The sequence below is a fragment of the Streptomyces sp. NBC_01224 genome (assembly GCF_036002945.1).
GTDB lineage: Bacteria > Actinomycetota > Actinomycetes > Streptomycetales > Streptomycetaceae > Streptomyces.
Genome location: NZ_CP108529.1, coordinates 2,763,723 through 2,790,701 on the forward strand (window position 1 = coordinate 2,763,723; position 26,979 = coordinate 2,790,701).

At 70.1% G+C, this 26,979-nt stretch carries 19 protein-coding genes; 5 read left to right on the forward strand and 14 right to left on the reverse strand.

Features of this window, described 5'->3' with window-relative positions:
• Positions 1 to 30: 30 nt before the first annotated feature.
• Positions 31 to 1,935: a glycoside hydrolase family 97 protein gene (locus tag OG609_RS11770; protein ID WP_327272760.1), complete on the forward strand. Its 1,905-nt coding sequence runs from the start codon at positions 31 to 33 to the stop codon at positions 1,933 to 1,935.
• A 179-nt stretch (positions 1,936 to 2,114) separates the two neighbouring features.
• Here OG609_RS11770 and pruA read toward each other — a convergent pair whose 3' ends face one another.
• A complete protein-coding gene (gene pruA, locus OG609_RS11775; protein ID WP_327272761.1) occupies positions 2,115 to 3,746 on the reverse strand; it encodes an L-glutamate gamma-semialdehyde dehydrogenase in 1,632 nt (543 codons plus the stop codon).
• A gap of 47 nt (positions 3,747 to 3,793) precedes the next feature.
• Complete coding sequence (locus tag OG609_RS11780; protein ID WP_327272762.1) at positions 3,794 to 4,720, reverse strand: proline dehydrogenase family protein; 927 nt, start codon at positions 4,718 to 4,720, stop codon at positions 3,794 to 3,796.
• Between the two features lie 179 nt (positions 4,721 to 4,899).
• Here OG609_RS11780 and OG609_RS11785 point away from each other — a divergent pair, with 179 nt between their 5' ends.
• Positions 4,900 to 6,042 (forward strand): PucR family transcriptional regulator, encoded by a 1,143-nt coding sequence (locus tag OG609_RS11785; RefSeq protein ID WP_327272763.1) that lies wholly within the window; start codon positions 4,900 to 4,902, stop codon positions 6,040 to 6,042.
• A gap of 275 nt (positions 6,043 to 6,317) precedes the next feature.
• Here the strand turns inward: OG609_RS11785 and OG609_RS11790 are convergent, their stop codons facing one another.
• The 7 genes from OG609_RS11790 to OG609_RS11820 form a co-directional block, all read right to left on the reverse strand.
• Positions 6,318 to 6,908, reverse strand: a complete 591-nt coding sequence (locus OG609_RS11790; RefSeq protein WP_327272764.1) for a TetR/AcrR family transcriptional regulator — start codon at positions 6,906 to 6,908, stop codon at positions 6,318 to 6,320.
• Positions 6,909 to 6,985: 77 nt separating this feature from the next.
• The gene (serA, locus tag OG609_RS11795) at positions 6,986 to 8,578 is read right to left on the reverse strand and encodes a phosphoglycerate dehydrogenase (RefSeq protein WP_327272765.1); all 1,593 of its coding nucleotides are present in this window, start codon (positions 8,576 to 8,578) and stop codon (positions 6,986 to 6,988) included.
• 275 nt (positions 8,579 to 8,853) lie between these two features.
• Positions 8,854 to 9,855 carry a ketol-acid reductoisomerase gene (gene ilvC / locus OG609_RS11800; protein ID WP_037690024.1) on the reverse strand — a complete coding sequence of 334 codons (1,002 nt, stop codon included), beginning with the start codon at positions 9,853 to 9,855 and terminating at the stop codon, positions 8,854 to 8,856.
• 100 nt (positions 9,856 to 9,955) lie between these two features.
• On the reverse strand, positions 9,956 to 10,483 hold the full coding sequence (ilvN, locus tag OG609_RS11805) for an acetolactate synthase small subunit (RefSeq protein ID WP_018102507.1): 528 nt from the start codon (positions 10,481 to 10,483) through the stop codon (positions 9,956 to 9,958).
• Positions 10,484 to 10,505: 22 nt separating this feature from the next.
• Positions 10,506 to 12,356 (reverse strand): acetolactate synthase large subunit, encoded by a 1,851-nt coding sequence (locus OG609_RS11810; RefSeq protein ID WP_327272766.1) that lies wholly within the window; start codon positions 12,354 to 12,356, stop codon positions 10,506 to 10,508.
• Positions 12,357 to 12,578: 222 nt separating this feature from the next.
• Complete coding sequence (locus tag OG609_RS11815) at positions 12,579 to 15,416, reverse strand: putative bifunctional diguanylate cyclase/phosphodiesterase (protein WP_327272767.1); 2,838 nt, start codon at positions 15,414 to 15,416, stop codon at positions 12,579 to 12,581.
• 491 nt (positions 15,417 to 15,907) lie between these two features.
• Complete coding sequence (locus OG609_RS11820; RefSeq protein WP_327272768.1) at positions 15,908 to 16,858, reverse strand: 2-hydroxyacid dehydrogenase; 951 nt, start codon at positions 16,856 to 16,858, stop codon at positions 15,908 to 15,910.
• Positions 16,859 to 17,027: 169 nt separating this feature from the next.
• Between OG609_RS11820 and OG609_RS11825 the strand changes: the two genes are divergently transcribed.
• The 3 genes from OG609_RS11825 to OG609_RS11835 all read left to right on the forward strand — a co-directional run bounded on the left by OG609_RS11825 (position 17,028) and on the right by OG609_RS11835 (position 19,674).
• Positions 17,028 to 17,984, forward strand: coding sequence for an aldo/keto reductase (locus tag OG609_RS11825; protein ID WP_327278014.1), 957 nt, complete (start codon positions 17,028 to 17,030; stop codon positions 17,982 to 17,984).
• Between the two features lie 177 nt (positions 17,985 to 18,161).
• Positions 18,162 to 19,340, forward strand: coding sequence for a PQQ-dependent sugar dehydrogenase (locus OG609_RS11830; RefSeq protein WP_327272769.1), 1,179 nt, complete (start codon positions 18,162 to 18,164; stop codon positions 19,338 to 19,340).
• Positions 19,341 to 19,371: 31 nt separating this feature from the next.
• Complete coding sequence (locus OG609_RS11835) at positions 19,372 to 19,674, forward strand: DUF6191 domain-containing protein (RefSeq protein WP_327278015.1); 303 nt, start codon at positions 19,372 to 19,374, stop codon at positions 19,672 to 19,674.
• Between the two features lie 44 nt (positions 19,675 to 19,718).
• Here OG609_RS11835 and OG609_RS11840 read toward each other — a convergent pair whose 3' ends face one another.
• From OG609_RS11840 to OG609_RS11860, 5 genes are all read right to left on the reverse strand, one after another.
• On the reverse strand, positions 19,719 to 22,877 hold the full coding sequence (locus OG609_RS11840; RefSeq protein WP_327272770.1) for a helix-turn-helix transcriptional regulator: 3,159 nt from the start codon (positions 22,875 to 22,877) through the stop codon (positions 19,719 to 19,721).
• A gap of 69 nt (positions 22,878 to 22,946) precedes the next feature.
• Positions 22,947 to 23,132 carry a hypothetical protein gene (locus OG609_RS11845; protein WP_327272771.1) on the reverse strand — a complete coding sequence of 62 codons (186 nt, stop codon included), beginning with the start codon at positions 23,130 to 23,132 and terminating at the stop codon, positions 22,947 to 22,949.
• A 210-nt stretch (positions 23,133 to 23,342) separates the two neighbouring features.
• Positions 23,343 to 24,035 (reverse strand): hypothetical protein, encoded by a 693-nt coding sequence (locus OG609_RS11850; protein WP_327272772.1) that lies wholly within the window; start codon positions 24,033 to 24,035, stop codon positions 23,343 to 23,345.
• A gap of 72 nt (positions 24,036 to 24,107) precedes the next feature.
• A complete protein-coding gene (locus OG609_RS11855; RefSeq protein WP_327272773.1) occupies positions 24,108 to 24,662 on the reverse strand; it encodes a GNAT family N-acetyltransferase in 555 nt (184 codons plus the stop codon).
• Complete coding sequence (locus OG609_RS11860; RefSeq protein ID WP_327272774.1) at positions 24,662 to 26,908, reverse strand: MMPL family transporter; 2,247 nt, start codon at positions 26,906 to 26,908, stop codon at positions 24,662 to 24,664. Before OG609_RS11860 ends, OG609_RS11855 begins: the two co-directional genes overlap by 1 nt.
• Positions 26,909 to 26,979: the final 71 nt, after the last annotated feature.

Consider the following 26,979-nt stretch of genomic DNA (forward strand, 5'->3'; position numbering starts at 1 on the left):
GAACGATGAGCCTGCAGACTGGGAGAAATCGTGTCACTGCACAAGCCATGGAGAACCCGGATCGGAACACTGTCGGTGGTCCTGTGCGGCGCGCTCGCGTCGACGCTGCTGACGGCGGCCGGCGCGCGCGCCGAGGAGAGCGCCTGGACGGTACGGGACAAGCCCGACGGGCCCCGCGCGGAGCTGCGGCTCGACCGGTTGACGGGGTCACTGAGCCTGGCGGTGTCCCGCGAAGGCGGGACGGTCATCGCCCCGTCACCCGTGGGGATCGTGACCGAGCGGGCCGACCTCACCTCGGGGCTGGGGTTCCTCGGCCGCAGCGACCGCTCGGTCGACGAGCACTACCGCACGAGCGCGGGCAAGACCCGGAGCCGCACCGTCCACATGCGTGAATCGCGCTTCCGGTTCCGTACCGCCGCAGGCGCCCGGCTCGATCTGCTCGTCCGGGCCTCCGCCGACGGTGTCGCCTACCGCTACGTGCTGCCCGGTGACACGGGCAACGTCCTGCACGAGGCCTCCGCGTTCACCCTGCCCGAGGGTGCGTCCGCCTGGCTCGGCAACTACCGCAAGGACAACGAGAACCTCTTCAACGCGTACTCCGCCACGGGCGCCCCGGCCGGTGAGTACATGATGCAGGGGCTGTTCCGTACCGGAGGCGGCTACGCCCTGGTCGCCGAGTCCGACCTCACCGGCAGCTACTCCGGGGCCCGTCTGGTGCATGACGCGGGCTCCCCCACCTACCGCGTCAAGCTCTGGGACGAGCGGATCCAGGTGAAGGGCGCGCTCACCACGCCTTGGCGCGCCGTGGTCACCGGCGACCTGGCGACCGTCACCGAGTCCACCTTCACGGACGATCTCGCCCCGGCCTCCGAGGTCCGCGACACCTCCTGGATCAAGCCGGGCCGGGCCCTGTGGACCTGGCTGGCGGGCGGGCGTCCGGCGGGCCAGAGCCTGGAGATGCAGAAGGGGTACGTCGACTACGCGGCCGCCCGCCACTGGCCGTACACCGTCGTCGACGCGGGGTGGTACTTCGACCCGGACCAGTGGGACGTCACCGACCCCGACTGGCAGTCCCACAGCTGGATTCCTGAGCTGGTGCGCTACGGCAGGGAGCGCGGCGTCGGAATCCAGGTCTGGATCCACCACCGCGACCTGGACACCGCCGAGGAGCGCGCCCAGTGGCTGCCCACGCTGGAGAAGTGGGGCGTCAAGGGGGTGAAGATCGACTTCATGGACTCGGAGGCGCAGGAGACGTTCCAGTGGTACGACAAGATCCTCCCCGAGACGGCGGCCCACCACCTCCTGGTCAACTTCCACGGCTCCACGATCCCCAAGGGCATCCAGCGCACCTGGCCGCACGTCATGTCGCTGGAGGGCGTCAACGGCGAGGAGAAGAAGACGAACACCGCCCAGCATCTGACCACGCTTCCGTTCACCCGGAACGTGATCGGCTCCATGGACTTCACCCCCGGCGCCTTCCAACGCCCGAACCGGCCCAACGCCGCGTCCGACGCGGGTGAGCTGGGCCTGTCGGTGCTGTACGAGTCCGGGGTACAGAATCTGGCCGGCACCCCCGAGTCGTACGAAGCCCGCCCGGTGGCCCGGCACTTCCTGGAGCAGCTGCCGGACGCCTGGGACGACACCCGGCTGCTGGCGGGTGAGCCCGGAAGCAGCGCGGTCCTGGCCCGCCGCAGCGGCGGCCGCTGGTTCATCGGTGGTACGTACGCGGGCACGGCGCACACCGCCGAGGTGCCCCTGCGGATCGAGTCCGGCCGATGGCTGGTCGAGACGGTGACGGACGGGCCGACGGGGCTGGTGCGCACGGCCCGCGCGGTGCGGGGCGGCGACGCGCTGTCGGTGGATGTGGTTGCCGACGGCGGCTTCGCCGCGGTGGCCTGCCGCTGGGCCCCGGGCCGCACCTCGTGCGACCGCTGAACCGGTAGCGGACCGGGAACCTTCTACGGGCGGGCCGCGGAGGCGGGCGACGCGGCGGCGAAGCGGTTCCTTTACCGAGGGACGGCCCCGGAATGGAAACCGCCTCCCGGCCGGCAGGGGAACCGGGCGGGAGGCGGAATTCGTGGCGGGGCGCCGGGGGTGAGGCGCCCCGGGGGGCATCAGCCCTGGTGGGGGTAGGTGTAGTCGGTCGGCGGAACCAGCGTCTCCTTGATGGCCCGGGTCAGGGTCCAGCGCTGCAGGTTCTGCGGGGCGCCCGCCTTGTCGTTCGTACCCGAGGCGCGGCCGCCACCGAAGGGCTGCTGGCCGACGACGGCACCGGTCGACTTGTCGTTGATGTAGAAGTTGCCCGCGGCGTACCGCAGCTTCTCCATCGTGTGCGCGGCCGCGGCGCGGTCGCCCGCGATGACGGAACCGGTCAGCGCGTAGTCGGAGACCGACTCCATCTGCTCCAGCATCTCGTCGTACTTGTCGTCCTCGTAGACGTGCACGGCGAGGATCGGGCCGAAGTACTCGGTCGTGAAGACCTCGTTCTCCGGGTCGCTGCACTCGATGACGGTCGGGCGGACGAAGTAGCCCACCGAGTCGTCGTACGTGCCGCCCGCGATGATCGTGCAGGACGGGTCGGACTTGGCGCGGTCGATCGCGGCCTTGTTCTTGGCGAACGAGCGCTCGTCGATGACGGCACCGATGAAGTTCGACAGGTCGGTGACGTCGCCCATGGTGATGGAGTCGACCTCGGCCGCGAACTTCTCCTTGAAGCCGGAGTTCCAGATGGAGGCCGGGACGTACGCACGGGAGGAAGCCGAGCACTTCTGGCCCTGGAACTCGAAGGAGCCACGGGTCAGCGCGGTCTTCAGCACGGCGTGGTCGGCCGACGGGTGGGCGACGACGAAGTCCTTGCCGCCGGTCTCGCCGACGAGCCGCGGGTAGGTGCGGTAGTTGGCGATGTTGTTGCCGACCGTCTTCCACAGGTGCTGGAAGGTGGGGGTCGAACCGGTGAAGTGGATGCCGGCCAGGTCGCGGTGGTTCAGGGCCACCTCGGAGACGGCAATGCCGTCACCGGTCACCAGGTTGATGACGCCCTTGGGCAGACCCGCCTCTTCCAGGAGCTGCATCAGCAGCACGGCGGCGTGGGTCTGCGTCGGGGACGGCTTCCACACCACGACGTTGCCCATGAGGGCGGGGGCGGTGGGCAGGTTGCCCGCGATGGCCGTGAAGTTGAACGGCGTGATCGCGTAGACGAAGCCCTCCAGCGGGCGGTGGTCCATGCGGTTCCACACGCCCGGCGAGTTGGCCGGGGGCTGCTCGGCCAGGATCTGGCGCGCGTAGTGCACGTTGAAGCGCCAGAAGTCGACGAGCTCACAGGGAGTGTCGATCTCGGCCTGCTGGGCGGTCTTCGACTGGCCGAGCATCGTGGATGCGGCCAGCGTCTCGCGCCAGGGACCGGACAACAGCTCGGCGGCGCGCAGGATGATCGCGGCGCGGTCGTCGAAGGACATCGCGCGCCAGGCCGGGGCGGCGGCCAGCGCGGCGTCGATCGCGTCCTGGGCGTCCTGCTGCGTGGCGCCGGCGAACGTACCGATGACGGCCTTGTGGTTGTGCGGCTGCACGACGTCGAAGCGCTCGCCGCCGCCCATCCGCTTCTCGCCACCGATGGTCATCGGAAGGTCGATCGGGTTCTGGCTGAGCTCCTTGAGCTTCGCCTCCAGGCGGGCGCGCTCCGGGGAACCCGGGGCGTAGGAGTGGACCGGCTCGTTGACCGGCGCGGGGACCTGAGTAACAGCGTCCATGAGTGCCTTGTCTCCTTGTGTCAGGGGGTGGGGGTCAGCCGGGCAGGTCAGCCCTTGGTGAGGATGGAGCGGCCGAAGAACAGCAGGTTCGCCGGCTTCTCCGCGAGGCGGCGCATGAAGTAGCCGTACCAGTCGGTGCCGTACGCGGTGTATACGCGCATCCGGTGGCCCTCGGCCGCGAGCCGGATGTGCTCGTCGCTGCGGATGCCGTACAGCATCTGGAACTCGTACTCGTCCAGCTTGCGCCCGGCCTTCCGGGCCAGCTCCTGGGCGATGGCGATCAGGCGCGGGTCGTGCGACCCGATCATCGGGTAGCCCTCGCCCTCCATCAGGGTCCTCAGAATGCGGACGTACGCCTTGTCGATCTCGGCCTTGTCCTGGTACGCGACGGAGGCGGGCTCCTTGTAGGCGCCCTTCACGATGCGGACGCGGCTGCCGGCGGCGGCCAGGCGGCCGGCGTCCTCCTCGGTGCGGAACAAGTACGCCTGGATCACACAACCGGTCTGCGGGAAGTCCTTCCGCAGCTCCTCGTGGATGGCGAACATCGAGTCGAGGGTGGTGTGGTCCTCGGCGTCCAGCGTGACCGTGGTGCCGATCGCGGCAGCGGCCTCGACGACCGGGCGGACATTGGCGAGCGCCAGCTCGTGGCCGCCGTCCAGCGCTTGGCCGAACATGGAGAGCTTGACGGACATCTCGGCCTTGGTGCCCAGGCCCAGGTCCTTGAGGCGCTCGATCAGTTCGAGGTAGGCATCGCGGGCGGCGGCGGCCTGTTCGGGGGTGGTGATGTCCTCGCCGACCACGTCGAGGGTGACTTCGAGACCCTTGCCGGCGGCGTCCTCGATGATCGGGACGACCTGGTCGACGGTCTCACCGGCGATGAACCGGTCGACGACCTGCTTGGTGCCAGGTGCGGCCGAGATGAAACGGCGCATCTTGTCGCTGCGGGACGCGGCGAGAATCACGGGACCCAGCACGGGGCACCTCCACGGAAAGTACGAACGAAGGCCGTACCGGCAGATAAGGAACAGAGCGGTACAGCACGGAGAACCACCGTGAAATCTAAGGATCCCTCCGATGGTGTGCCATCGACAGCTGTCACGCATCCATTCCCGGGATCTCAGACATATGTCTGAAGGGGTGCGAGAATGGCCGGGTGAAGGGCGATTACCAGGAGCTGGTCGACGAGATCTCCGGACTGCTCGGCGCCCCCGCGACGCTGGAGAACCGGGACTTCGGCCTGGTCGCCTTCGGCGCCCACGACAGCGACGACGACACGGCGATGGACCCGGTCCGCACCCGCTCGATCCTGACCAGGCGCTCCACGCCTGCAGTGCGCGCCTGGTTCGAGGGCTTCGGCATCGCCCGCGCCACCGGTCCGGTCCGCATTCCGGCCGCCCCGGAGGCCGGGGTGTTCCGCGGCCGCATCTGTCTGCCGGTACGCCATCGGGGCGTCGTGCTCGGTTACGTATGGCTGCTCGACGCGGACCCCGGGCCGACCGACGAGCAGCTGAGGGCGGCGATGGAGGTGGCGGCCCGGATCGGGGGGCTCCTCTCCGACGAGGCACGGGCGGGCACGGATCTGTCCCGGGAGTTCGGTGCGGTCCTCACCGCCGGGCGGGGCTGGCAGCGCGACATGGCGGTAGCCGCGCTGCACGAGGCACTGGGCCGGGACGCGGAGGGCCTGCACACGGTGGTGTGCGTGATCCCGTGGACCGACGATCCGCCATCGGTCCGTACGGTGCCCTCGGCATCCGCACTGACCTCGGTCCCGGCCCCCGGAGCCGCCGGGGGCCCGTCGCTGGCCGCGCTGATCCGGCTGCGCTCCAGCGAGGTCCTCGACGCGGCGCTCACCGCCGCGGACCGGCTGCGTTCCTCCGCGGGCGGGCACGCCACCGCCGGGGTCGCGGTGCCGCGCCGGGGCCTGGCGGACCTGGCCGAGGCCTGGCACGAGGCGTCGGCCGCGGCTCGCGCGGCGGCGGCCGAGTCCCGCTTCGGCCCGGTCGCCGAGTGGTCGGCGATCGGCCCGTACCGGCTGCTGACCGCGCTCCCCGCAGAAGCGGCCGCGGATCCCGCGGTCCGCGCCCTGCTCACCCCGCCACATAAGGATCTGGCCCGCACCGCCGAGGTGTTCCTCGACTGCGCGGGCCAGGCCTCCCGTACGGCCACCGCACTCGGCATCCACCGCCAGACGCTCTACTACCGGCTCTCCCGGGTCCAGCGGCTCACCGGCCTCGATCTCAACAACGGCGAGGACCGGCTGTTGCTGCACATGGCACTCAAGGGCGCGCGCCTCTGATCCCGCGCCGCCACCGAGCCCGGCGCGTCCGAGAGCCCCGTCGGCCCGTCCGGCGTTCGAGGACGCAGCCGTCGCCCCGGGCACTCGGCCCGACCTGGACGCCGGCTCCAGGCCCTTACGACCTCGCCCACGATTGTCAGCGGCGTCGCGGTGTCTGGGACCTCCGGCGTTGTCGTCAGTCGCCGACGCTCCGCGTCGACTCCCTCCTCCGCCCTGGATTCGAAGGCCCCGGACGCCGCTCCTTCTCCCACCGCCAATCGTGGGCGAGGTCGTTACTACCGCACCCGCCCTTCCAGCACCGCCTTCAGACCGTCCGTCAGATCCTGTGCAGAAGGCGCCGATTCACTGTCCATCAGCCACTGCACCATCACACCCGCGAGCAGCGCCTGGCAGAACAGCCCGGCCACCCGCGCCTTCTCCGGGTCCGCCTCCGGGTCGATGCCGAGCATGTTCTCGGCGAGCCCGTCACGCCCCTCGCGCTGCGGGCCCGCCAGAGCCTTCTGCAGCTCCGGGTCCTGGTCGATCCGGGAGACGACCTCCATCTGGAGCTGCCAGACGGACCGGGTCTGCTCATAGCTGTCGATCACCCGCTCCCAGGTGTCGCGGAACTGGTCGAGCGGCGACCGGGGCCCGCCGTCGCCGCCGTCCGCGTTCTGGTCCGGCTGCTCGGTGAGCACATCGCCCCACTCCTCGGTCACCTTGAGGAAGGCGAGGTTGAGCAGGGCCTCCTTGGATCCGTAGTGGTAGCCGATGGAGGCGAGGTTCGTACCGGAGGCGGCCACGATGTCGCGCGCCGTCGTCCGGGCGTATCCCTTCTCCAGCAGGCAGCGCTTGGCGCCTTCGAGCAGATCCTCACGGTGTCCCATGAAAGCAGCGTACCCGGCATGCAGACGTTTGTGTAAGACGCACGTCTAGATGCCGGGTACCCGGGGCCCTGAGGCCGTCAGTCGGTCAGATTCACCGTACGGGCCGATGCGGCACCGATCTCCGTGGAGATCTCGGTGAGCACCGACGCCGGGACGTCGTCGTCGACGGTGAGCACGACCAGCGCCTCGCCGCCCGCGTCCGTCCGCGAGACCTGCATGCCCGCGATGTTCAGACCGGCCTCGCCGAGGATCCGGCCGACCGTGCCGACGACACCGGGACGGTCCTCGTAACGCAGCACCACCATGTGGTCGGCCAGCGCCAGGTCCACGTCGTACTCGCCGACGGCTACGATCTTCTGGAGGTGCTTGGGGCCGGCCAGCGTGCCGGAGACCGCGACCTCCTCGCCGCTCGAGAGCGTGCCGCGGACGGTGACCACGTTACGGTGGTCCGGCGACTCGGAGCTGGTGGTGAGGCGAACCTCGACACCGCGCTCCTGCGCGAAGAGCGGGGCATTCACATACGACACGGTCTCGTCGACCACGTCCTCGAAGACGCCCTTGAGCGCGGAGAGTTCGAGCACCTTGACGTCGTGCTGGGTGATCTCGCCGTACACCTCGACGTCGAGGCGCACCGCGACCTCGCCCGCGAGCGCCGTGAAGATCCGGCCGAGCTTCTCGGCGAGCGGCAGGCCCGGGCGTACGTCCTCGGCGATCACACCGCCCTGGACGTTGACCGCGTCCGGCACGAGCTCACCGGCGAGGGCGAGGCGCACGGACTTGGCGACCGCGATGCCCGCCTTCTCCTGCGCCTCGTCGGTGGAGGCGCCGAGGTGCGGGGTGCAGACGACCTGGTCGAACTCGAACAGCGGGGAGTCCGTGCAGGGCTCCTTCGTGTACACGTCGAGACCGGCGCCGGCGACCCGGCCCTCCTTGAGGGCGGAGGCGAGCGCCTCTTCGTCGACGATGCCACCGCGCGCGGCGTTGACGATACGCACCGAGGGCTTCACCTTGTGCAGCGCCTCGTCGCCGATCAGGCCCAGCGTCTCGGGGGTCTTGGGCAGGTGCACGGTGATGAAGTCGGCGACCTCGAGCAGCTCGTCCAGCGTAAGGAGCTTGACGCCCATCTGAGCGGCACGCGCGGGCTGCACATAGGGGTCGTACGCGACGATCTTCATGCCGAAGGCCGACATGCGCTGAGCGACCAGGACACCGATGCGGCCGAGGCCGACGACGCCGAGAATCTTCTCGCTCAGCTCGACGCCGGTGTACTTGGAGCGCTTCCACTCGCCGTTCTTGAGGGCGGTGTTCGCCTGCGGGATGTTGCGCGCGGTGGCGACCAGCAGACCGCAGGCCAGCTCGGCGGCGGTCACGATGTTGGAGGTCGGCGCGTTGACGACCATCACGCCGGCCTTGGTGGCGGCGGAGACATCGACGTTGTCCAGACCGACACCCGCGCGGGCGACGACCTTCAGCTTCTTCGCGGCGGCGATGGCCTCGGCGTCGACCTTGGTGGCGGAGCGCACCAGGATGGCGTCGACATCGGCGATCGCGGGGAGGAGCTCGGCGCGGTCCGCGCCGTTGCAGTGCCGGATTTCGAAATCCGGACCCAGGGCGTCAACCGTGGCAGGCGACAGCTCTTCAGCGATGAGTACGACAGGTTTCGAGCTCACGTGAGTCCTCACAAGTCCAGTGCGGACGGCCGTCCCGACGGCCGCAGGCGGTGGAGGGGCTTGCCGCGTGGAAGACGCACGACACTGTGGGCCTGACGCGTGTATGTGTGGAGAAGTCTAGTCATGCGCCAGGACGCACACTGCGCCCCGATGGAAGGATCACCCACACGGGGGTGGACGACTTGTACACACGTACGACGCCGCCTCTTCCAGCGGTGAAGCAGGGGGGAACACCGCGGGGGCGGGTCAGGAGACCCGCCCCCGGGGCGAATGGGTTACGCGTCCTCGTCGTTGACCCAGCTCATGAGCTTGCGCAGCTCACGACCGGTGGTCTCCAGGAGGTGGTCGCTGTCCGCCTTCTTGTACTCGTTGTACTTGGGCAGACCGTTGTGGTACTCGGCCATCCAGTTCTTGGCGAAGGTGCCGTCCTGGATCTCCGCGAGGACCTTCTTCATCTCGGCCTTGGTGGCGTCCGTGATGATCCGCGGGCCGGTGACGTAGTCGCCCCACTCGGCGGTCTCGGAGATGGACCAGCGCATCTTCTCCAGGCCGCCCTCGTACATGAGGTCCACGATGAGCTTCAGCTCGTGCAGGCACTCGAAGTACGCGATCTCCGGCTGGTAACCGGCCTCGGTCAGGGTCTCGAAACCGGCCTTGACCAGGGCGGCGGTACCACCGCAGAGGACGGCCTGCTCACCGAACAGGTCGGTCTCGGTCTCCTCGGTGAAGGTCGTCTTGATGACGCCGGCGCGGGTGCCGCCGATGCCCTTCGCGTACGACAGGGCGAGCGCCAGGCCGTTGCCCGAGGCGTCCTGCTCGACGGCCACGATGCACGGAACGCCGCGGCCCTCCTCGTACTGACGGCGGACCAGGTGGCCCGGGCCCTTCGGGGCGACCATGCAGACGTCGACATTGGCCGGCGGCTTGATGAAGTCGAAGCGGATGTTCAGGCCGTGGCCGAAGAACAGCGCGTCGCCGTCCTTGAGGTTGTCCTTGATGGACTCCTCGTAGACCTGGGCCTGGATCGGGTCCGGGACGAGGATCATGATGACGTCGGCCTCGGCGGCGGCCTCGGACGGGGTCACCACGCGCAGGCCCTGCTCCTCGGCCTTGGCCTTGGACTTGGAGCCCTCGTGCAGACCGACACGGACGTCGACACCCGAGTCGCGCAGCGACAGCGCGTGGGCGTGGCCCTGGCTGCCGTAGCCGATGACCGCGACCTTGCGGCCCTGGATGATGGACAGGTCGGCATCGTCGTCGTAGAACAGCTCGGCCACTGGGTCTCTCCTTGGTGTGCAGGTGTTGCGTCCCACCGTACGGCGGGGTGCGTCAGATACGTTTTCGGGTCTCGCCATACGAGCGGCGAAGTGGCGGTGCCTAGGCCGAACGGTCGAGGGCGCGCAGCGAACGGTCGGTGATCGAGCGCGCGCCGCGCCCTATGGCGATGGTGCCGGACTGGACCAGCTCCTTGATGCCGTACTGCTCCAGCATCTTGAGCATGGCCTCCAGCTTGTCGGCGCCGCCGGTCGCCTCGATCGTGACGGCCTCCGGGGAGACGTCCACGGTCTTGGCACGGAACAGCTGGACGATCTCGACGATCTGGGAGCGGGTCTCGTTGTCGGCGCGGACCTTCACCAGGACGAGCTCACGCTGGATCGCAGCGGACGGCTCAAGTTCGACGATCTTCAGGACGTTCACCAGCTTGTTGAGCTGTTTGGTCACCTGCTCGAGAGGCAGGTCCTCGACATTGACGACGATGGTGATGCGCGAGATGTCGGGGTGTTCGGTGGTACCGACCGCGAGCGAGTCGATGTTGAAGCCGCGGCGGGAGAACAGTGCGGTGATCCGGGCGAGGACACCGGGCTTGTTCTCGACCAGGACGGAGAGCGTGTGCTTGGTGGACATGGAGTCGGTCTCTCTCTGTCTCTCAGTCGTCTTCGTTGTCGCCGAAGTCGGGGCGGACCCCGCGGGCGGCCATGACCTCGTCGTTGGAGGTGCCGGCGGCGACCATCGGCCACACCATGGCGTCCTCATGGACGATGAAGTCGATCACGACGGGGCGGTCGTTGATGGAATTGGCCTCTTCGATGACCTTGTCCAGGTCGGCCGGGTCCTCGCAGCGGATCGCGTGGCAGCCCATGGCCTCGGACAGCTTGACGAAGTCCGGGACGCGGGTGCCCTTCGCCGGGACGCCCTCGGTGTCGGCGCCGGAGTGCAGCACGGTGTTGGAGTACCGCTGGTTGTAGAACAGGGTCTGCCACTGGCGGACCATCCCGAGCGCCCCGTTGTTGATGATGGCGACCTTGATCGGGATGTTGTTGAGCGCGCAGGTGGTGAGTTCCTGGTTGGTCATCTGGAAGCAACCGTCGCCGTCGATCGCCCAGACCGTACGGTCCGGCATGCCGGCCTTGGCACCCATCGCGGCCGGGACCGCGTAACCCATCGTTCCGGCGCCGCCGGAGTTCAGCCAGGTGGCGGGCTGCTCGTACTGGATGAAGTGCGAGGCCCACATCTGGTGCTGGCCGACGCCCGCCGCGAAGATCGTGCCCTCGGGGGCGAGCTGACCGATGCGCTGGATGACCTGCTGCGGCGAGAGGCTGCCGTCCTCGGGCAGGTCGTAGCCGAGCGGGTAGGTGTCACGCCAGCGGTTGAGGTCCTTCCACCAGGCGTCGTAGTCACCGACGTGACCTTCGGTGTGCTCCGCCTGGACGGCCCGGACCAGGTCGGCCAGGACCTCGCGGGCATCGCCCACGATCGGGACGTCCGCGGCGCGGTTCTTGCCGATCTCGGCCGGGTCGATGTCGGCGTGGACGATCTTGGCGTACGGGGCGAAGCTGTCCAGCTTGCCGGTGACGCGGTCGTCGAATCGGGCTCCGAGGGCGACGATCAGGTCGGCCTTCTGCAGCGCGGTGACGGCGGTGACCGCACCGTGCATGCCCGGCATTCCGACGTGCAGCGGGTGGCTGTCGGGGAATGCGCCGAGCGCCATCAGTGTGGTGGTGACGGGCGCTCCGGTGAGCTCTGCGAGGACCTTCAGTTCGGCGGTGGCCCCCGCCTTGATGACACCGCCGCCGACGTACAGCACCGGGCGCTTGGCCTGAGTGATCAGCTTGGCGGCTTCGCGGATCTGCTTGGCGTGCGGCTTGGTGACCGGGCGGTAGCCGGGCAGGTCCTGGGTGGGCGGCCAGCTGAACGTGGTCTGCGCCTGCAGGGCGTCCTTGGCGATGTCGACGAGGACGGGGCCCGGACGGCCGGTGGAGGCGATGTGGAAGGCCTCGGCGATGGTGTGCGGGATGTCCTCGGCCTTGGTGACCAGGAAGTTGTGCTTGGTGACCGGCATCGTGATGCCGCAGATGTCGGCTTCCTGGAAGGCATCCGTGCCGATGGCCTTCGAGGCCACCTGGCCGGTGATCGCGACCAGCGGGACGGAGTCCATGTGGGCGTCGGCGATCGGCGTGACCAGGTTGGTGGCGCCGGGGCCGGAGGTGGCCATGCAGACGCCGACCTTGCCGGTGGCCTGTGCGTAGCCGGTGGCGGCGTGTCCGGCGCCCTGCTCGTGACGGACCAGCACATGACGGACCCGGGTGGAGTCCATCATCGGGTCGTACGCCGGAAGGATGGCACCGCCGGGAATGCCGAATACCGTGTCGGCCCCCACCTCCTCGAGAGACCGGATGAGGGACTGCGCGCCCGTGACGTGCTCAACGGTGGCGGCGGACGATCCGCCGTTACGGGCCCGCGGCTGGGGATGGTGGGCCCCGGTGGCCTGCTCGGTCATCGCATTCTCTTCTCGAAGCTGAGGGTTTTTGCGGGTGTTTTACGAGGGTTTGCCTGGTCTTAGTGCAACAAAAAACCCCTCGTGCCGTGAGGCAAGCGAGGGGAGCGCGTCGGTGTGGTCCGCAGAGTGTCAGTGAGGGACTCCGCTTCAGCCGACGCGCTTTCCAAGTACGAGAATTCGGGTGCGCATGGCATTGACCCTCTCTCCGACGCATACAGCGTGTCAAGTGGGTGGGACGGGCGTCTCAACATGTGAGCCACTGAGGAGTGGGATCGAGCCGCCGGCCAGGACCGGCTGGGCAGTGGCACTGCCGGGCACCGGGAACTCACCGCGGGCCAGGGCACGGCGCAGCCGGTACTCGTCGAGCGGCCCGGAGAAGGCCATTCCCTGGCCGTGCGTACAGCCCATGGCGCGCAGCGCGAGGACCTGCTCCGGTACGTCGACACCATCGGCCACGGACTGCATGCCGAGGTCGCAGGCGATGCGCAGGAGGCCGCTGGTGATCTTGTGCAGCCGGGCGGATTCAACGACACCCTCGACGAGACCGCGGTCCAGTTTCAGTACGTCGATGGGGAGCCGGCGCAGAGCGTTGATCGCGGCGTATCCGCTGCCGAAGCCGTCGAGCGCGATGCGGACACCGAGCCGACGCAGCGCGACGAGACGCTGTTCGAGTTCGTCGAAGGAGATCCGGGGGTCGCTGTCGGCGACCTCGATCATCAGGGCGCCGGAGGGCAGGCTGTGCCGGGTGAGCAGCGCCTCGACGGAGCCGAACGGCATCCCCTTGTCGAGGAGCCTGCGGGCGGAGAGCCGCACTGCGACGGAGACCGGATGGCCGGCCCTGGCCCGGTCGGCGGCCTGCTCGACGGCCTCTTCGAGGAGCCAGCGGCCGAGTTCGGCGGTGCGGTCGCCGTCCTCGGCGACGCGAAGGAATTCGGCCGGGGTGAACAGGATGCCCTGGGCGGAGCGCCAGCGGGCCTGGGCGGCGACGGCGGCGACGGTGCCGCTGGCGAGATGCACCACGGGCTGGTGGAGCAGGGCGAACTCGCCGTCGCGCAGAGCGGTGCGCAGCCGGGCAGCCAGCTCGGAGCGGCGCACGACTTCGGCCTGCATCTGCGGGGCGTACAGCTCGACGCGGTTCTTGCCGCCCGCCTTGGCGCGGTACATGGCGAGGTCGGCGTTGCGCATGAGGTCGCTCGGAGAGATACCGGGCTCGGCGAAGGCGACCCCGATGGACGCTGCGACCCGGACCTCGCCGGTGCCGATGCGGTACGGCTGGGAAAGGGTGAGGCGCAGCCGGTCGGCGATCTCGTGGACCTGGCATTCCCGGGCGGACTGGTCGCGGATGCCGTCGCCGAGGATGATGGCCGCGAATTCGTCACCGCCGAGGCGGGCCGCGGTGTCGCCGGCCCGTACGGATTCATGGAGGCGGCGGGCGGCCTGGATGAGGAGCTCGTCGCCCGCCTGGTGGCCGAGGCGGTCATTGACCGCCTTGAAGCCGTCGAGGTCGATGAAGAGCACGGCGGTGCCGGGGTCGCCGGAGCGGCGGCCGCCGAGGGCCTGGCGCACCCGCTCGGTGAACAGGGCGCGGTTGGGCAGGTCGGTGAGCGGGTCGTGCTCGGCGTTGTGCTGCAACTGGGCCTGCAGCCGCACCCGTTCGGTCACATCGCGGCTGTTGAGGATCAGCCCGCCCTGGTGGCGGTTGACCGTGGATTCGACATTGAGCCAGTCGCCCGTACCGGATCTGAAACGGCACTCGATCCGGGTGGTGGGCTCCTCCCCCGGAGAGGCGGCGAGGAACCGGCGCACCTCGTGGACCACCCGCCCCAGGTCCTCGGGGTGGATGATCGAGGCGAGCTCGGCGCCGACAAGGTCGTCGGCATCGCGCCCGTACACCCCCGCGGCAGCGGGGCTGACGTAGCGCAGGACGCCGGTGGGGGCGGCGATCATGATGACATCGCTGGAGCCCTGCACCAGGGAGCGGAAGTGGTTCTCCTTCTGTGCCAGCTCCTGGGTGAGAGCAATGTTGTCGACGAGCATGATGCCCTGCCGGACGACCAGGGCGAGCACCACCGTGCAGCCGGTGAAGACCACGACGCGGTCCACCCGGCGGCCCTCGGTGACGTTGTAGAGAATGCCGAGAGTGCAGACGGCGGCGGCGAGATACGGCGTCAGCGCGGCCAGCGATCCCGCGATGGGCCGGCTGGTGGAGCGCGGCGCACCCCGTGGCGGGAAGGCGTTGTCCGTTGCGCTGTTCGCGCCCCAGGGTGCGTACGCGAGGAGCAGGGAACCGGCGAACCAGCCCGCGTCCAGCAACTGGCCGGAGTGGTAGGTCTGGCGCAGCAGCGGGGAGGTGAACAGGGCGTCGGACAGGACCGTCAGGGCGAGTGCGGCAACGGCGGTGTTCACTGCGGAGCGGTTGACGTTGGACCGCCGGAAGTGCAGGGCCAGCACCATGGAGACAAGCACGATGTCGAGCAGCGGATAGGCGAGCGCGAGCGCCGCGCGGGCCACGCTCGCGCCCTCGGCATCCACGAGATGCGCGGTATGGGCGAGGGCGAGGCTCCAGGAGAGCGTGAGGAGCGATCCGCCGATCAGCCAGGAGTCCAACGCGAGACAGAACCATCCGGCCCGGGTGACGGGGCGTTTGGCGAGGACGAGCAGCCCGACGATGGCGGGTGGCGCGAAGCAGAGGTAGAAGACATCGGCGAGGGAGGGGCTGGGCACCGAGCGCCCGAGCACGACCTCGTACCAGCCCCAGACCGCATTGCCCCCTGCGGCCATGAGCGAGGAGAGCGCGAACAGCAGCCAGGCGGGCCGGAACCGGTCGCCGCCGGTCCGCGCGTAGAGGAAGCAGGAGACGGCCGCGACCAGCGCGGCGGCGCTGAGGCCGAAATCCCCCATAATGAGCGCCAGTTCCGAAGAACCCCAGCCGAGGGCCGCCCCCACCGCGTAACCGCCGCAGACGAGGCCGACCAGGACCTGCAGGACCAGGGCGGATGCGCCGCCGACGGTGGACCGCCGGGAGAGGAACGCCCCGAGGGCGCCGGCCGGCGCGCTCACCGGGGCGCGCCCGACGCCGCCGGGTGTGCACGCACCCAGCGCCCGGCTGGGGTCTGTTCCGGATTTCCCGTCTGCGCCGCGACGCCCGGCACGCACTCCCCCGAGCTCTCGGTCTCGCTCGGGCAGGGAGGGCCCCCTTGCCGCGTTCTCGGGCTCGTCCAGGAGCGTCCGGTACGAGGACGGCCCTCCGCCCGGCGATCGCACGCACCGGACGCCGCGTCGCCCGCCCTGCGGGCGGGCGGCGGGAAATCCGGAACAGGCCCCAGCCGCCGTCGGCTGCCCTGCGGTGCCGGATCGTTCGCCCATCGGCCGTACATCGCCCGTCGCCCCCTCGCGTGTTGCGTCCTCCCCGGCGCAGTCCCTTCCTCGGCTCAGCGCCCCTTTCGGGACGATACACCAGACCGGTCACTCAGGGACATAGGTTATCTACTCTCCGTGACGATCAGAGGAGTTGCCGGAACGGTACGCAGTCGTACGGACCCGCAGCGTGGTCAACCGGTGGTGCGTACGACGTTCTGCACCGGCTCCCCTGCGGCGAAACGGCTCAGCTGTCCGGCCACCAGACGCTTGGCGCGCGGCAGGAATGCCGAGGTGCTGCCGCCCACATGAGGAGTGATCAGGACGTTCGGAGCATGCCAGAGGGGATGGCCGGCCGGCAGCGGTTCCGGGTCGGTGACATCGAGGGCGGCGCGCAGCCGGCCGGACTCGAGTTCGAGCAGCAGCGACTTGGTGTCGACGACGCCGCCCCGTGCGACGTTCACGAGCAGCGCTCCGTCCGGCATCGCGGCGAGGAACTCCGCGCCCACCAGCCCTTGTGTGGACGGGTTCAGCGGGGTGGACAGCACGACGACGTCGGCTTCGGGCAGGAGTGCGGGCAGGTCGTCGAGTGTGTGTACGGGGCCGCGTGCTGTTGTCCGTGCAGAGCGCGCGACGCGCGCCACCCGCGCGCACTCGAAGGGCGCGAGCCGGTCCTCGATGGCGGCCCCGATCGATCCGTACCCCACGATCAGTACGGACTTGTCGGCGAGCGCGGGGTAGAAGCCGGCCCGCCACTCCTCCTTGTCCTGACCGTGGACGAACCCGGGGAAGCCGCGCAGGGAGGCAAGGATCAGCGCGAGAGCGAGTTCCGCGGTCGACGCCTCGTGGACCCCTTTGGCATTGCACAGCCGCACCCCGGCCGGCAGCAGACCGAGCCCTGGCTCGACATGGTCGATGCCCGCGGAGAGCGTCTGCACAATCCGGACCTGTGCCATGCCGGCGAGCGGACGGACCGCGATCTGTGAACCCTTCATGTACGGCACGACATAAAAGGCGCAGTCGGCCGGGTCAGCCGGGTAGTCCTGCGCGCCGTCCCAGAAGTGGTAGTTGAGACCCTTGGGGAGCCCTTCGATCTCGTCGGCGGGAAACGGCATCCATATGTCGGGAGTCTTCGTCGAAGTCATGGTCAGGAGGCTAATCCCCGGGAGGCTGCGCGAGAGGCGGCGGCCGGCAGAGGTTACTTTGGGGTGCGGTGTGGTCCCATGACGGCGGGGCCGAGGTCCTGTCGTCACGGGACCTTAGGGAGGGTTCGGGGAGTTGGAGCGCAGGAGTCTCGGTGCGGCGGCGCTCGCCGTGGGTGCGGTCGGTCTTGGCTGTATGCCGATGAGCTGGGCGTACAGCGCGTCGCAGCAGCGCGGTGACCGTGCGTTGCGTGCCGTGCACGCCGCGCTCGACGCGGGCGTCCAACTGCTCGACACGGCCGACATGTACGGCCCCTTCACCAATGAGCTGCTGGTGGGCCGGGCGCTGAAGGGCCGCAGGTCCGATGCTTTCGTCTCCACCAAGTGCGGGCTGCTGGTGGGCGATCAGCACATCGTCGCCAATGGCCGCCCCGGCTATGTGCGGCGGGCCTGTGACGCCTCGCTGCGGCGGCTGCAGACCGATGTGATCGACCTGTACCAGCTGCACCGAGCCGATCCCGAAGTGCCGGTCGAGGAGACCTGGGGTGCGATGGCGGAGCTGGTGACCGCCGGAAAGGTGCGGGCGCTCGGACTCTGTGCGGTCGGAGCGCGGGCTTCACGCCGGCCGGGTGCCCGGATGTATGACGAAACGATCCGCCAGCTGGAGCGGGTGCAGCAGGTCTTCCCCGTGAGCGCGGTGCAGGCGGAGCTCTCGGTCTGGTCGCCGGAGGCGCTGGAGTCGTTGCTTCCGTGGTGCTCTACGCGGGGTGTGGGGCTGCTGGCGGCGATGCCGCTGGGGAACGGCTATCTGACGGGCACGCTGACCCCGGGACAGGGCTTCGAGCCCGACGATCTGCGGGCCAGGCATCCGCGGTTCACCGCCGAGATGATGGCGGCGAACCAGCCGATGGTGGTCGGACTGCGGCGGATCGCGGAGCGGCACGGGGCGACTGCGGCACAGGTGGCGTTGGCCTGGGTGCTGCGGCAGGGGCCGTATGTGGTGCCGGTGCCGGGGACCAAGCGGGAGCGGTGGGCGGTGGAGAACGCGGGGGCGGCCGGGCTGACGCTGACCGCGCAGGATCTGGTGGAGATCGCCCGGCTGCCCGCGGCGCGGGGGTCGTGGGACTGACCGCCGGCCCCGCATTCATGATCACCGATCGAGAAAATTGGCGGGCATTGGGAACCCGGGGCGGGGCTGCGGTGTAAGAACAGTAGTCGGGTGGCCGTCGAAGGGATCGGTGCTGTGCGCGGTGTTCTGTTCGGATCTGTACGAGGCCTTGCGGGTCGTCGGGGGCGACGTCGAGGCGTGCGTCACGGATCGGTTGCCGTGCTGGCCGCGGGCACGCTGCTGCTGTCCGCGGGGTGTTCCTCGGGGGACGGTTCCGGCAGTGCGGCGGGCGTCGGGCACATGCCCTCGCCGTCCCGCCCCTCCTCCGCCGCCTCGGGCCCGTCGGCCTCCCCGTCCGCGTCGGTGGCCCTGCCACCGGCGAAGGGTTCGGTGGAGGTGGTCTCCACGCTCACCGAGGGCCTCGACTCGCCGTGGGGGCTGGCGGAGCTGCCCGGCGGCGATCTGCTGGTCTCCTCGCGCGACAAGGGCACGATCACCCGGATCGACGGGAAGAGCGGCAAGAAGACCCTGCTGGGCGCCGTGCCCGGGGTATCGCCCGGCGGGGAGGGAGGGCTGCTGGGAATCGCGGTCTCCCCCACGTACGGTTCGGACCATCTGGTGTACGCGTACTTCACGACCGAGTCCGACAACCGCATCGCGCGCATGCAGTACGACGAGAACGGCACGGCGCCCGGCCGGCTGCTGGGTGCGCCGGACACGATTCTGCGGGGCATCCCGAAGGGCTCGATCCACAACGGCGGGCGGATCGCCTTCGGCCCGGATCACATGCTCTACGCGGGCACCGGGGAGACGGGGGACACCGGGCTCGCGCAGGACAAGAAGTCACTGGCCGGCAAGATCCTGCGGATGACCCCGGACGGCCAGCCGCTGCACGGCAATCCGGAGGCCGACTCCGTGGTGTATTCGTACGGACACCGCAATGTGCAGGGGCTGGCCTGGGACGGGCAGAAGCAGCTGTGGGCGTCCGAATTCGGGCAGGAAACCTGGGACGAGCTGAACCGCATCGAGCCGGGTGGGAACTACGGTTGGCCGGAGGTCGAGGGCAAGGCGGGAAAGCCGGGTTTCATCGACCCCGTGGCACAGTGGAAGACGTCCGAGGCGTCCCCGAGCGGGATCGCCTTCGCCAAGGGTTCGATCTGGATGGCGGGCCTGCACGGTGAGCGCCTCTGGAGGATTCCGCTGTCCGGCAAGGAATCTCTGGCGGCCCCGCAATCGTTCCTGAAAGGGAAGTACGGGCGTCTTCGCACGGTGCTCGCCGCGGGCGGCAACAAGCTCTGGCTGGTCACGAGCAATACGGACACCCGTGGCACCCCGAAGCCGGGAGACGACAGGGTCCTGGTGCTGGAGGTGCGGTAGCGGCTACAGCTGGTGAAAGGGCGTGCGACCGGTGTTCAACTTCTTCGAGGAACTCTTCGCACCGGGCCGTAAGCATGCCGCCGAGGAGCAGAAGCGGCTGGAGCTGACCCGGGTGGATCTCGGTGTCGGCGACCCGGGGCGCGGGCCGATAGACCTGGCCTCCGGAAAGGTGATCGTCAGGGCGTCCGGTCCCGACGGCGGTCCTGCGGCGGAGCGTGGCGCGACGGACGCGATACCGGACCCGGCCCAGGCAGCGGACCACCCCGATGAGGCGTCCGGGCCGGATACCGATACCCCGGACGCTCCGGAGGCCGGTCCGGACGCACGACCGTAGGCGGGTCGGGCACACGTCCGTGGGCGGGTCGGACGCCCCCGGTATCAGGTGGCGTTCCGCACCGGGTACAGGCGGAGCCGGTGGGCCAGGGCGGCCGCCTCACCGCGGCTGGAGACGCCGAGCTTGGCGAGAATGTTGGAGACGTGCACGCTCGCGGTCTTGGGTGAGATGTAGAGCTCCTCGGCGATCCTGCGGTTGGTGTGACCGGCCGCGACGAGACGGTGCACATCCTGTTCGCGTCGCGTCAGCCCGAAGGACTCCACCGCGGCTGCTGCCGCCTCGCGCAGGTGGTCCTCGGTCTGCTCCCGGTCCGCCGCCTCATCGGTGGTGCCGTCCTGGGCGGGGACGGTGACGGCGAGCGGTATCTCTTGGCCGGTGCCTTGGGCCGGGGACCGGTCGGAGGTGGTGAGGGTGATGCGGGCGCGTCCGGCCAGCAGCTCGATGGTCTCGGTCAACGGGCGTGCGCCGAGTCGCCCGGCGGTGCGGTGGGCCTCGCGCAGCAGGGTGGTGGCCGCGGACCGGTCGCCGGAGGCGATGAGGAGGGCCTCTGCCCAGCGGTGGCGGATCTGGGCCAGTTCGTACGGGCGGTGCAGGGGCGCGAAGGCGGTGGCGGCGCGGGACCAGTGGTCGGGGGTGTCGAGCCCCTCGGCCCGGGCCAGCTCGGCGTCGACCAGGAGACCGTAGGCGGCCCAGACGGGGATGAGCATCGGCAGCCGCTTCAGGTGTCCGCGGATGCTTGCCAGGATCGCCGGCCGGCCCGGGTCGGCGGCGGGCAGACCCCGGGCTTCGGCCTCGGCGGCGGCGGCGGCATGGAGCAGCGGCAGGGCGTACCGCTGGGTGCCGGGTGGGAAGCCCTGCTCCGACTGCGCCTCGAACGCGGCCCGCGCCTCGGGGAGCCGCCCCTGCTGCACGGCGAGGATCATGGCGTGGCGTACGCGGCTGATGAGGAGCTGGGGCTGCGGGTCACGGGCGCCGAACCAGCGCCGGGTCAGGGTGAGTTGAATCTCGGCCTCGGCCAGGTCTCCCTGGGCGAGGGCCAGTTCGGTACGGCGTGCGGCGACGAGCCCTTGCGCCTTGCTGGACCGGGCGGCGCGGGCCGCCGCGTCGGTGGTCGCACGGCTCTCGTCCCAGTGGCCGAGAGAGAAGAGCGAGATCGCCTGGTTGCAGCGGACCCATGCCTCCATGTCGGCGATGCCGTGGCTGCGGCTGATCTCGATGCCGTGGTCCGCGGCGGCCACGGCCTCCAGGGAGCGGCCCATGGATTCGAGGGTGGAGGGGAGATTGATGCCGGCCCGGCTCATGATGCCGACCAGGTGCAGTTCATCGGCGCGGTCGCGGACTGCGTACATCTCGGCGATGCCCTCGTCGACACTGCCCGCGTCGGCGGTGAGCCAGCCGCGGGTGAGCCTGGCGTGCAGTTCGATGTACTCGTCACCGACGAGCCGGGCGTACTCCACGGCCCGGTCGACGGCTTGCAGAGTCTCGGCGCCCGGGCGGTGCAGGGCGCCCCATCCCGCCACGCTCATCAGGACATCGGCATGCACGGCGGACGGGGGCAGGCCGCGGACGAGCTCCTGGGCGTTGGCCAGTTCCTGCCATCCGTCGCCACGGGTGAGGTCCTGCATCAGCCGGGAGCGCTGGACCCAGAACCAGGCGGCGCGCAGCGGGTCGTCCTCGCTGTCCAGGACACGCATGGCCTTCTTGGCGATGGCCAGGGCCCGTTCGCGTTCGCCGCCGAACCAGGCGGCGACGGTGGCCTCGGCCATCAGGTCGAGATAGCGCAGCGGGGTGGTGTCGGGGTCGCAGCCGCAGGCCGGGTAGCTCTCCGCGTAGTCGATGGGGCGCAGGGTGCGGCGCACGTCGTCGGGGGCGTCGTCCCAAAGCTCCATCGCCCTTTCCAGCAGACGGAGTTGCTCGGAGAACGCGTAGCGGCGGCGGGCCTCGACCGAGGCCTTCAGTACGGCGGGCAGGGCCTTGGCGGCATCGTGTGCGCAGTACCAGTAGCTGGCGAGCCGGGTGGCCCGTTCACCGGCGCGGACGAGGGTGGGATCGATCTCCAGGGCTTCCGCATAGCGCCGGTTGAGCCGGGAGCGCTCGCCGGGCAGCAGATCGTCGCTGACGGCCTCGCGGACCAGGGAGTGCCGGAAGCGGTAGCCGTTGCCCTCCGGGGTGGTGAGGAGCAAGTTGGCTCCGACGGCCGCCCGCAGCGCCTCGATGAGTTCGTCCTCGGTCAGCCGGGCGACCGCGGCCAGCAGTCCGTACTCGACGGTGGAGCCGCCCTCGGCGACGATCCGGGCGATCTTCTGGGCGTCGTCGGGGAGCGCTTCGACGCGGACAAGCAGCAGGTCGCGCAGCGAGTCGGAGAGTCGGGAGTGGTCGCCGCTCTCCAGGCTGCAGGCGAGTTCCTCGACGAAGAAGGCGTTGCCGTCGGAGCGTTCGAAGATCTCGTCCGTCAGGGCGGCCTCAGGGGTGGCGGCGAGGATGCCGGTGAGCTGGCGGCGTACCTCGGCGCGGTTGAAGCGGGCGAGTTCGATCCGGCGGACGGTACGGAGCCGGTCCAGTTCGGCGAGGAGAGGGCGCAGGGGGTGGCGGCGATGGATGTCGTCGGAGCGGTAGGTGCCGATCACGACGAGACGGCCGCTGCGCACGGTGCGGAAGAGATAGGCGAGGAGATGCCGGGTGGAGGCATCGGCCCAGTGCAGGTCCTCCAGGACGAGGACGACCGCGCGCTGCGCCGAGATGCGCTCCAGGAGTCTGGCGGTGAGTTCGAAGAGGCGGGCGGTGCTGTGCTCGTCGGTCGCGTCCCGGTCGGCCTCGCCGAGTTCGGGGAGCAGGCGGGCCAGTTCACCCTCCTGCCCGGCGCAGGCGGCAGCCATCTCGTCGGGCAGGGTGCGGCGCAGGGCGCGCAGGGCGGTGGAGAACGGGGCGTAGGGAAGGCCGTCGGCACCGACCTCGACGCAGCCGCCGACGGCGACGACGGCCTCGCGGCGCACCGCCGCCGCGAGGAACTCCTCGACCAGCCGGGTCTTGCCGACGCCCGCCTCGCCGCCGATGAGCAGCGCCTGCGGCTCGCCGCCGGGGCGGTCGGCCCGGCCGGTGTCCTCTGCGGTGGCGCGGGTGAGCGCATCGACGAGCGAGGCGAATTCACCTGCGCGGCCGACGAACACGGGACTGACGGACCTGGTCTCCACGTCGCCGAGCATCGCACATGGGTCCGACGGTGCGGGCCCCGGAATCGGGTCGTCCGGCATCGCGAAGCCGTCTCACGACTACTACGCGGCGTGGACGAACCGGTTCCGGTCCGTACTCACCGGCCCCTCTGCCTCCTTGCGTACGGATTCACGGGCGGCCCTGCGGGCGGCGCGGCGGGCCCGACGGGCCTCTCCGACGAGCCGCTCCTGCTCGGCGCGGCGCCGCATTTCGATCGCGTTCAGCTTGTGGAGTTCGAGCGTGAACATGTGCTTCTCCCGGAGGACGAAGGCCCGTTGGGGCCTGAGGGCGGCAGTGCTTCTGCCGTGCCCCCACTGTCGTCTCCCAGGGGGTGTCAGCACATCGGGCGAGTTCCGCATCTTCGCGGGGTGGGGGGCCTTAGCCGGGTGCGGACGCTGCCGCACACGGGCCGGGGCCGCCCGGGCGGATGCCTTAGACGGCCGTAGGGCGGTGCGTACTCACTTGGTGGTGCCCGCGGTCGGCAGGGCGACGATGAGGTCGAAGTACATGCCGGCGGAGATCACCAGGCCGAGGACGCCGAGCGCGATGCCGGCGGTCGCGACGGCACGCACCCAGCCGGGCTGCGGGTGCGGGGAGGGTGCGCCGAAGGCCGGGCGGACCAGGGCGAAGATGCCGACCAGCAGGGCGAGCAGTGCGAAGAGGCCGTTGACCAGCGCGGTGGAGTGCCAGGCGTCGCCGTAGATCTCCGAGATCTGCTGGGCCGCGGTGCCACCGCCCGAGGTCTTGATCTGCCCGATCAAGGTCTCGCGCTCGGCGGCGACCTTGCCGGTCCAGGACCCGCTCAGCGCGACGACACCGAGACCGGCGGCAGCCACGGCCGCGGCGGCCGATGCGAGGCCGGACGACTCCTTGCCGGATTCGTCGAAGTCGGGGTCCGTGAAGTCGGAGTCGTCGTCGGAGTCCTTGAAGACGGCATCCGCATCGCGGTCCTGGGCGGGGTCCGGCGCGGAACCCGCTCCGGCGCCGTCGGCCACCGCGGGCTCTCCCTCGGCTTCGGCCGCCCCCTTGTCGAGGCTGTGCGCCGCGTCCTTGGCAGTGTTCTCCTCGGCCGCGGTCTCCTCGGCGTCGAGAACAGCGGGAGCGGCAGGGCCGGTGGGAGTGGTGGGGTTCTTGGGAGTTCCGGGGTTCATGTCCCGCACGGTAGGCGGCCCGGATGAGAACCCTCTTAACGCGCGCCGCCGGCCGGTCCCCCCGCCCCGGCCTCAGGCCTTCTGTGCCCGCCACTCCCGGGCCAGTACGGACCAGATCTCCGAGTCGTGCCGCTCGCCGCGGTACAGGTAGTTCTCGCGCAGCACCCCGTCGCGTGTCATGCCGAGCCGCTTGGCCACGGCGATGCTTCGGGTGTTCGCGGCGGACGCGCCCCACTCCACGCGGTGCATGCCGCGCTCGTACACCGCCCAGTCGATCAGCTTCCGTGTCGCCCGGGTGACCAGGCCACGCCCCTCCCCCGCCGGCTCCAGCCAGCAGCCGACCTCGCAGTTCCCGGATTCCGTGTCGAAGATCCGGAACAGGACACCGCCGACGAGCGTGCCGTCCAGCCAGATGCCGTAGAGGCGCCCCGTGTCGGCCGCCTGCTTCTCCGCGTACTGCCGGAGCAGGGCACGCGCCGAGTCCAGGTCGGTGGCGAACGAGGCGAGGGGGATCCAGGGGTCGACGATCTCGCGGGCCCGGTCCATATGGGCGAGGAACTCCGCCGCCTGCCAGATCTCCAGCGGCCGCAGTTCCGCTCCGTCGTCGCCCAGGGATATCGCGAACATCATGCTCCTTCTCGAACCGCTTCCACCGCTTGCACTGCCTGTGCAGCTTCCACCGGTTCCACCGGTTGTGCTGCCTGCGGGATTTTCCCATGCGCCGCGCGGCACTGGGGAGGCTCGATGCTGATCCGCGGCAGCCGCCCGTCCAGCCAGCGCGGCAGCCACCAGTTCGCTCCGCCCAGCAGATGCATCAGGGCGGGGACCAGCAGCGTACGGAGAACGAAGGCATCGAGGGCGACCGCCGCGGCGAGCGCGATGCCGAACATGGCGATGACCCGGTCCCCGCTGAGGACGAAGGCGAGGAAGACCGAAATCATGATCACGGCCGCGGAGTTGATCACGCGGCTGGTCTCGGCGAGGCCGACCCGCACCGCCCGCCGGTTGTCACCGGTCTCCAGCCACTCCTCGTACATCCGCCCGACCAGGAACACCTGGTAATCCATGGAGAGCCCGAAGAGCACGGACACCATGATGACCGGCAGGAACGGTTCGATGGGCCCCGAGCTGCCCAGCCCCAGCAGCTCGCTCCCCCACCCCCACTGGAAGATCGCGACTACGACTCCGAACGAGGAGGCGACGGCCGCCACATTCATCGCGGCCGCCTTCAGCGGAATGCCGATCGACCGGAAGGCCAGCAGCAGGAGCAGACAGCCGAGCCCTATGACGACGCCGATGAAGAGCGGGAGCTTGCCGATGATGATCCGGGCGAAGTCGTCGTAGCCGGCCGTCACCCCGCCCACATGGGCCCGGAGCGAGGTGTTCGCCTCGGCCTGCGGGAGGACATCCGTACGCAGCCGGCCGACGAGCGCGCTGGTCTCCTGCGACTGCGGTGACGAATTCGGCACAACGGTGATGAAGGCCGCACTGCCGCTGTTGTTGTACGTCACCGGGCCGACCGAGGCCACGCCGTCGGTGGCTCGCAGGACGTCCGGCAGGCCGTCCATCGCCAGCCGGTCGTCCGCGCCGTCGAGCTGTGCGGCGATCGTCAGCGGGCCGTTGACGCCCGGTCCGAATCCGTCGGCCAGCAGGTCGTACGCCTGCCGGGTGGTGGACGAGGAGGGGTTGTTGCCCTGGTCGGAGGTGCCCAGATGCAGGGAGAACGTGGGCAGCGCGAGGACCAGCATCACCACGACGGCGAACGCCCCGAGCAGCTTGGGGTGGCGTTCGACGAACGCGGACCAGCGGGCGGCGAAGCCGGTGGGCAGTTCGGGCTGCGGCCCGCGCTCGGCGAGCCTTCTGCGCTCGCGCCGGCTCAACGCCCGCACGCCGATGAAGGACAGTAGGGCGGGCAGCAGTGTCACGGAGGCGGCCACGGTCAGGACGACGGTGAGCGAGGCGGCGATCGCCACACCGTTGAGGAACCCGAGCCGCAGGATCAGCATGCCGAGCAGCGCCATACAGACGGTGGCTCCGGCGAAGACGACGGCCCGCCCGGTCGTCGCGACGGCGTTCTGCGCCGCCTCGGCGACGGTCATGCCTCTGCGCAGTCCTCTGCGGTGCCGGGTGACGATGAACAGCGCGTAGTCGATGCCGACGCCGAGCCCTATCAGCATGCCCAGCATGGGGGCGAAGTCGGCGACGGTCATCACATGGCCCAGCAGCACGATGCCCGCGTACGCCGTGCCGACGGAGACGAGAGCAGTGGCGATGGGCAGCATGCTGGCGGCGAGCGAGCCGAAGGCGAGGAACAGGACGACCGCTGCGACAACGACCCCGATGGCCTCACTGAAGTGGGCGGACGGCGCCTCGGTGAGGGCGACGGCCGAGCCGCCCAGTTCCACCTGGAGGTGGTCGCCGGCGGCAGCCTTCGCCGTGTCGAGGACCGCCCGGGCCTGCTGCACCGGGATGTCGTCGGACTGCTGGTCGAAGGTGATCGTGGCGTAGGCGGTGTGTCCGTCCTCGCTGATCTGCCCGGCGCCGGACGCCCCGTACGGTCCGGTGACGGCGCCGACACCGGGCAGTTCCTCGACCGCATGCAGGGTCCGGGTCATCGTCTGCCGGACATCGGAGGCCCGCACGGTGGAGTCGGTGGTGTGCCAGACGATGGTGTCCGTGTCACCGCCGAGGTCCGTGAAACCGCTCTTGAGGAGCTCGGCGGCCCGGCCGGACTCCGTACCGGGCACGTCGTAGTCGTTGGAGTAGGCAGAACCCGCGAAGCCCGCCGCGGTGGCTGCGCCGCCGAGGGCGAAGAGCCAGATGAGGACGGCGACGAGGCGGTGCCTGATGCACCAGCGGGCAATGGCGGCCAACGGACGTGCTCCCTGAGGGTTCGTGGATCTTTACCGGGACAAAACACGAATTACCCGCAAAGAACACATGA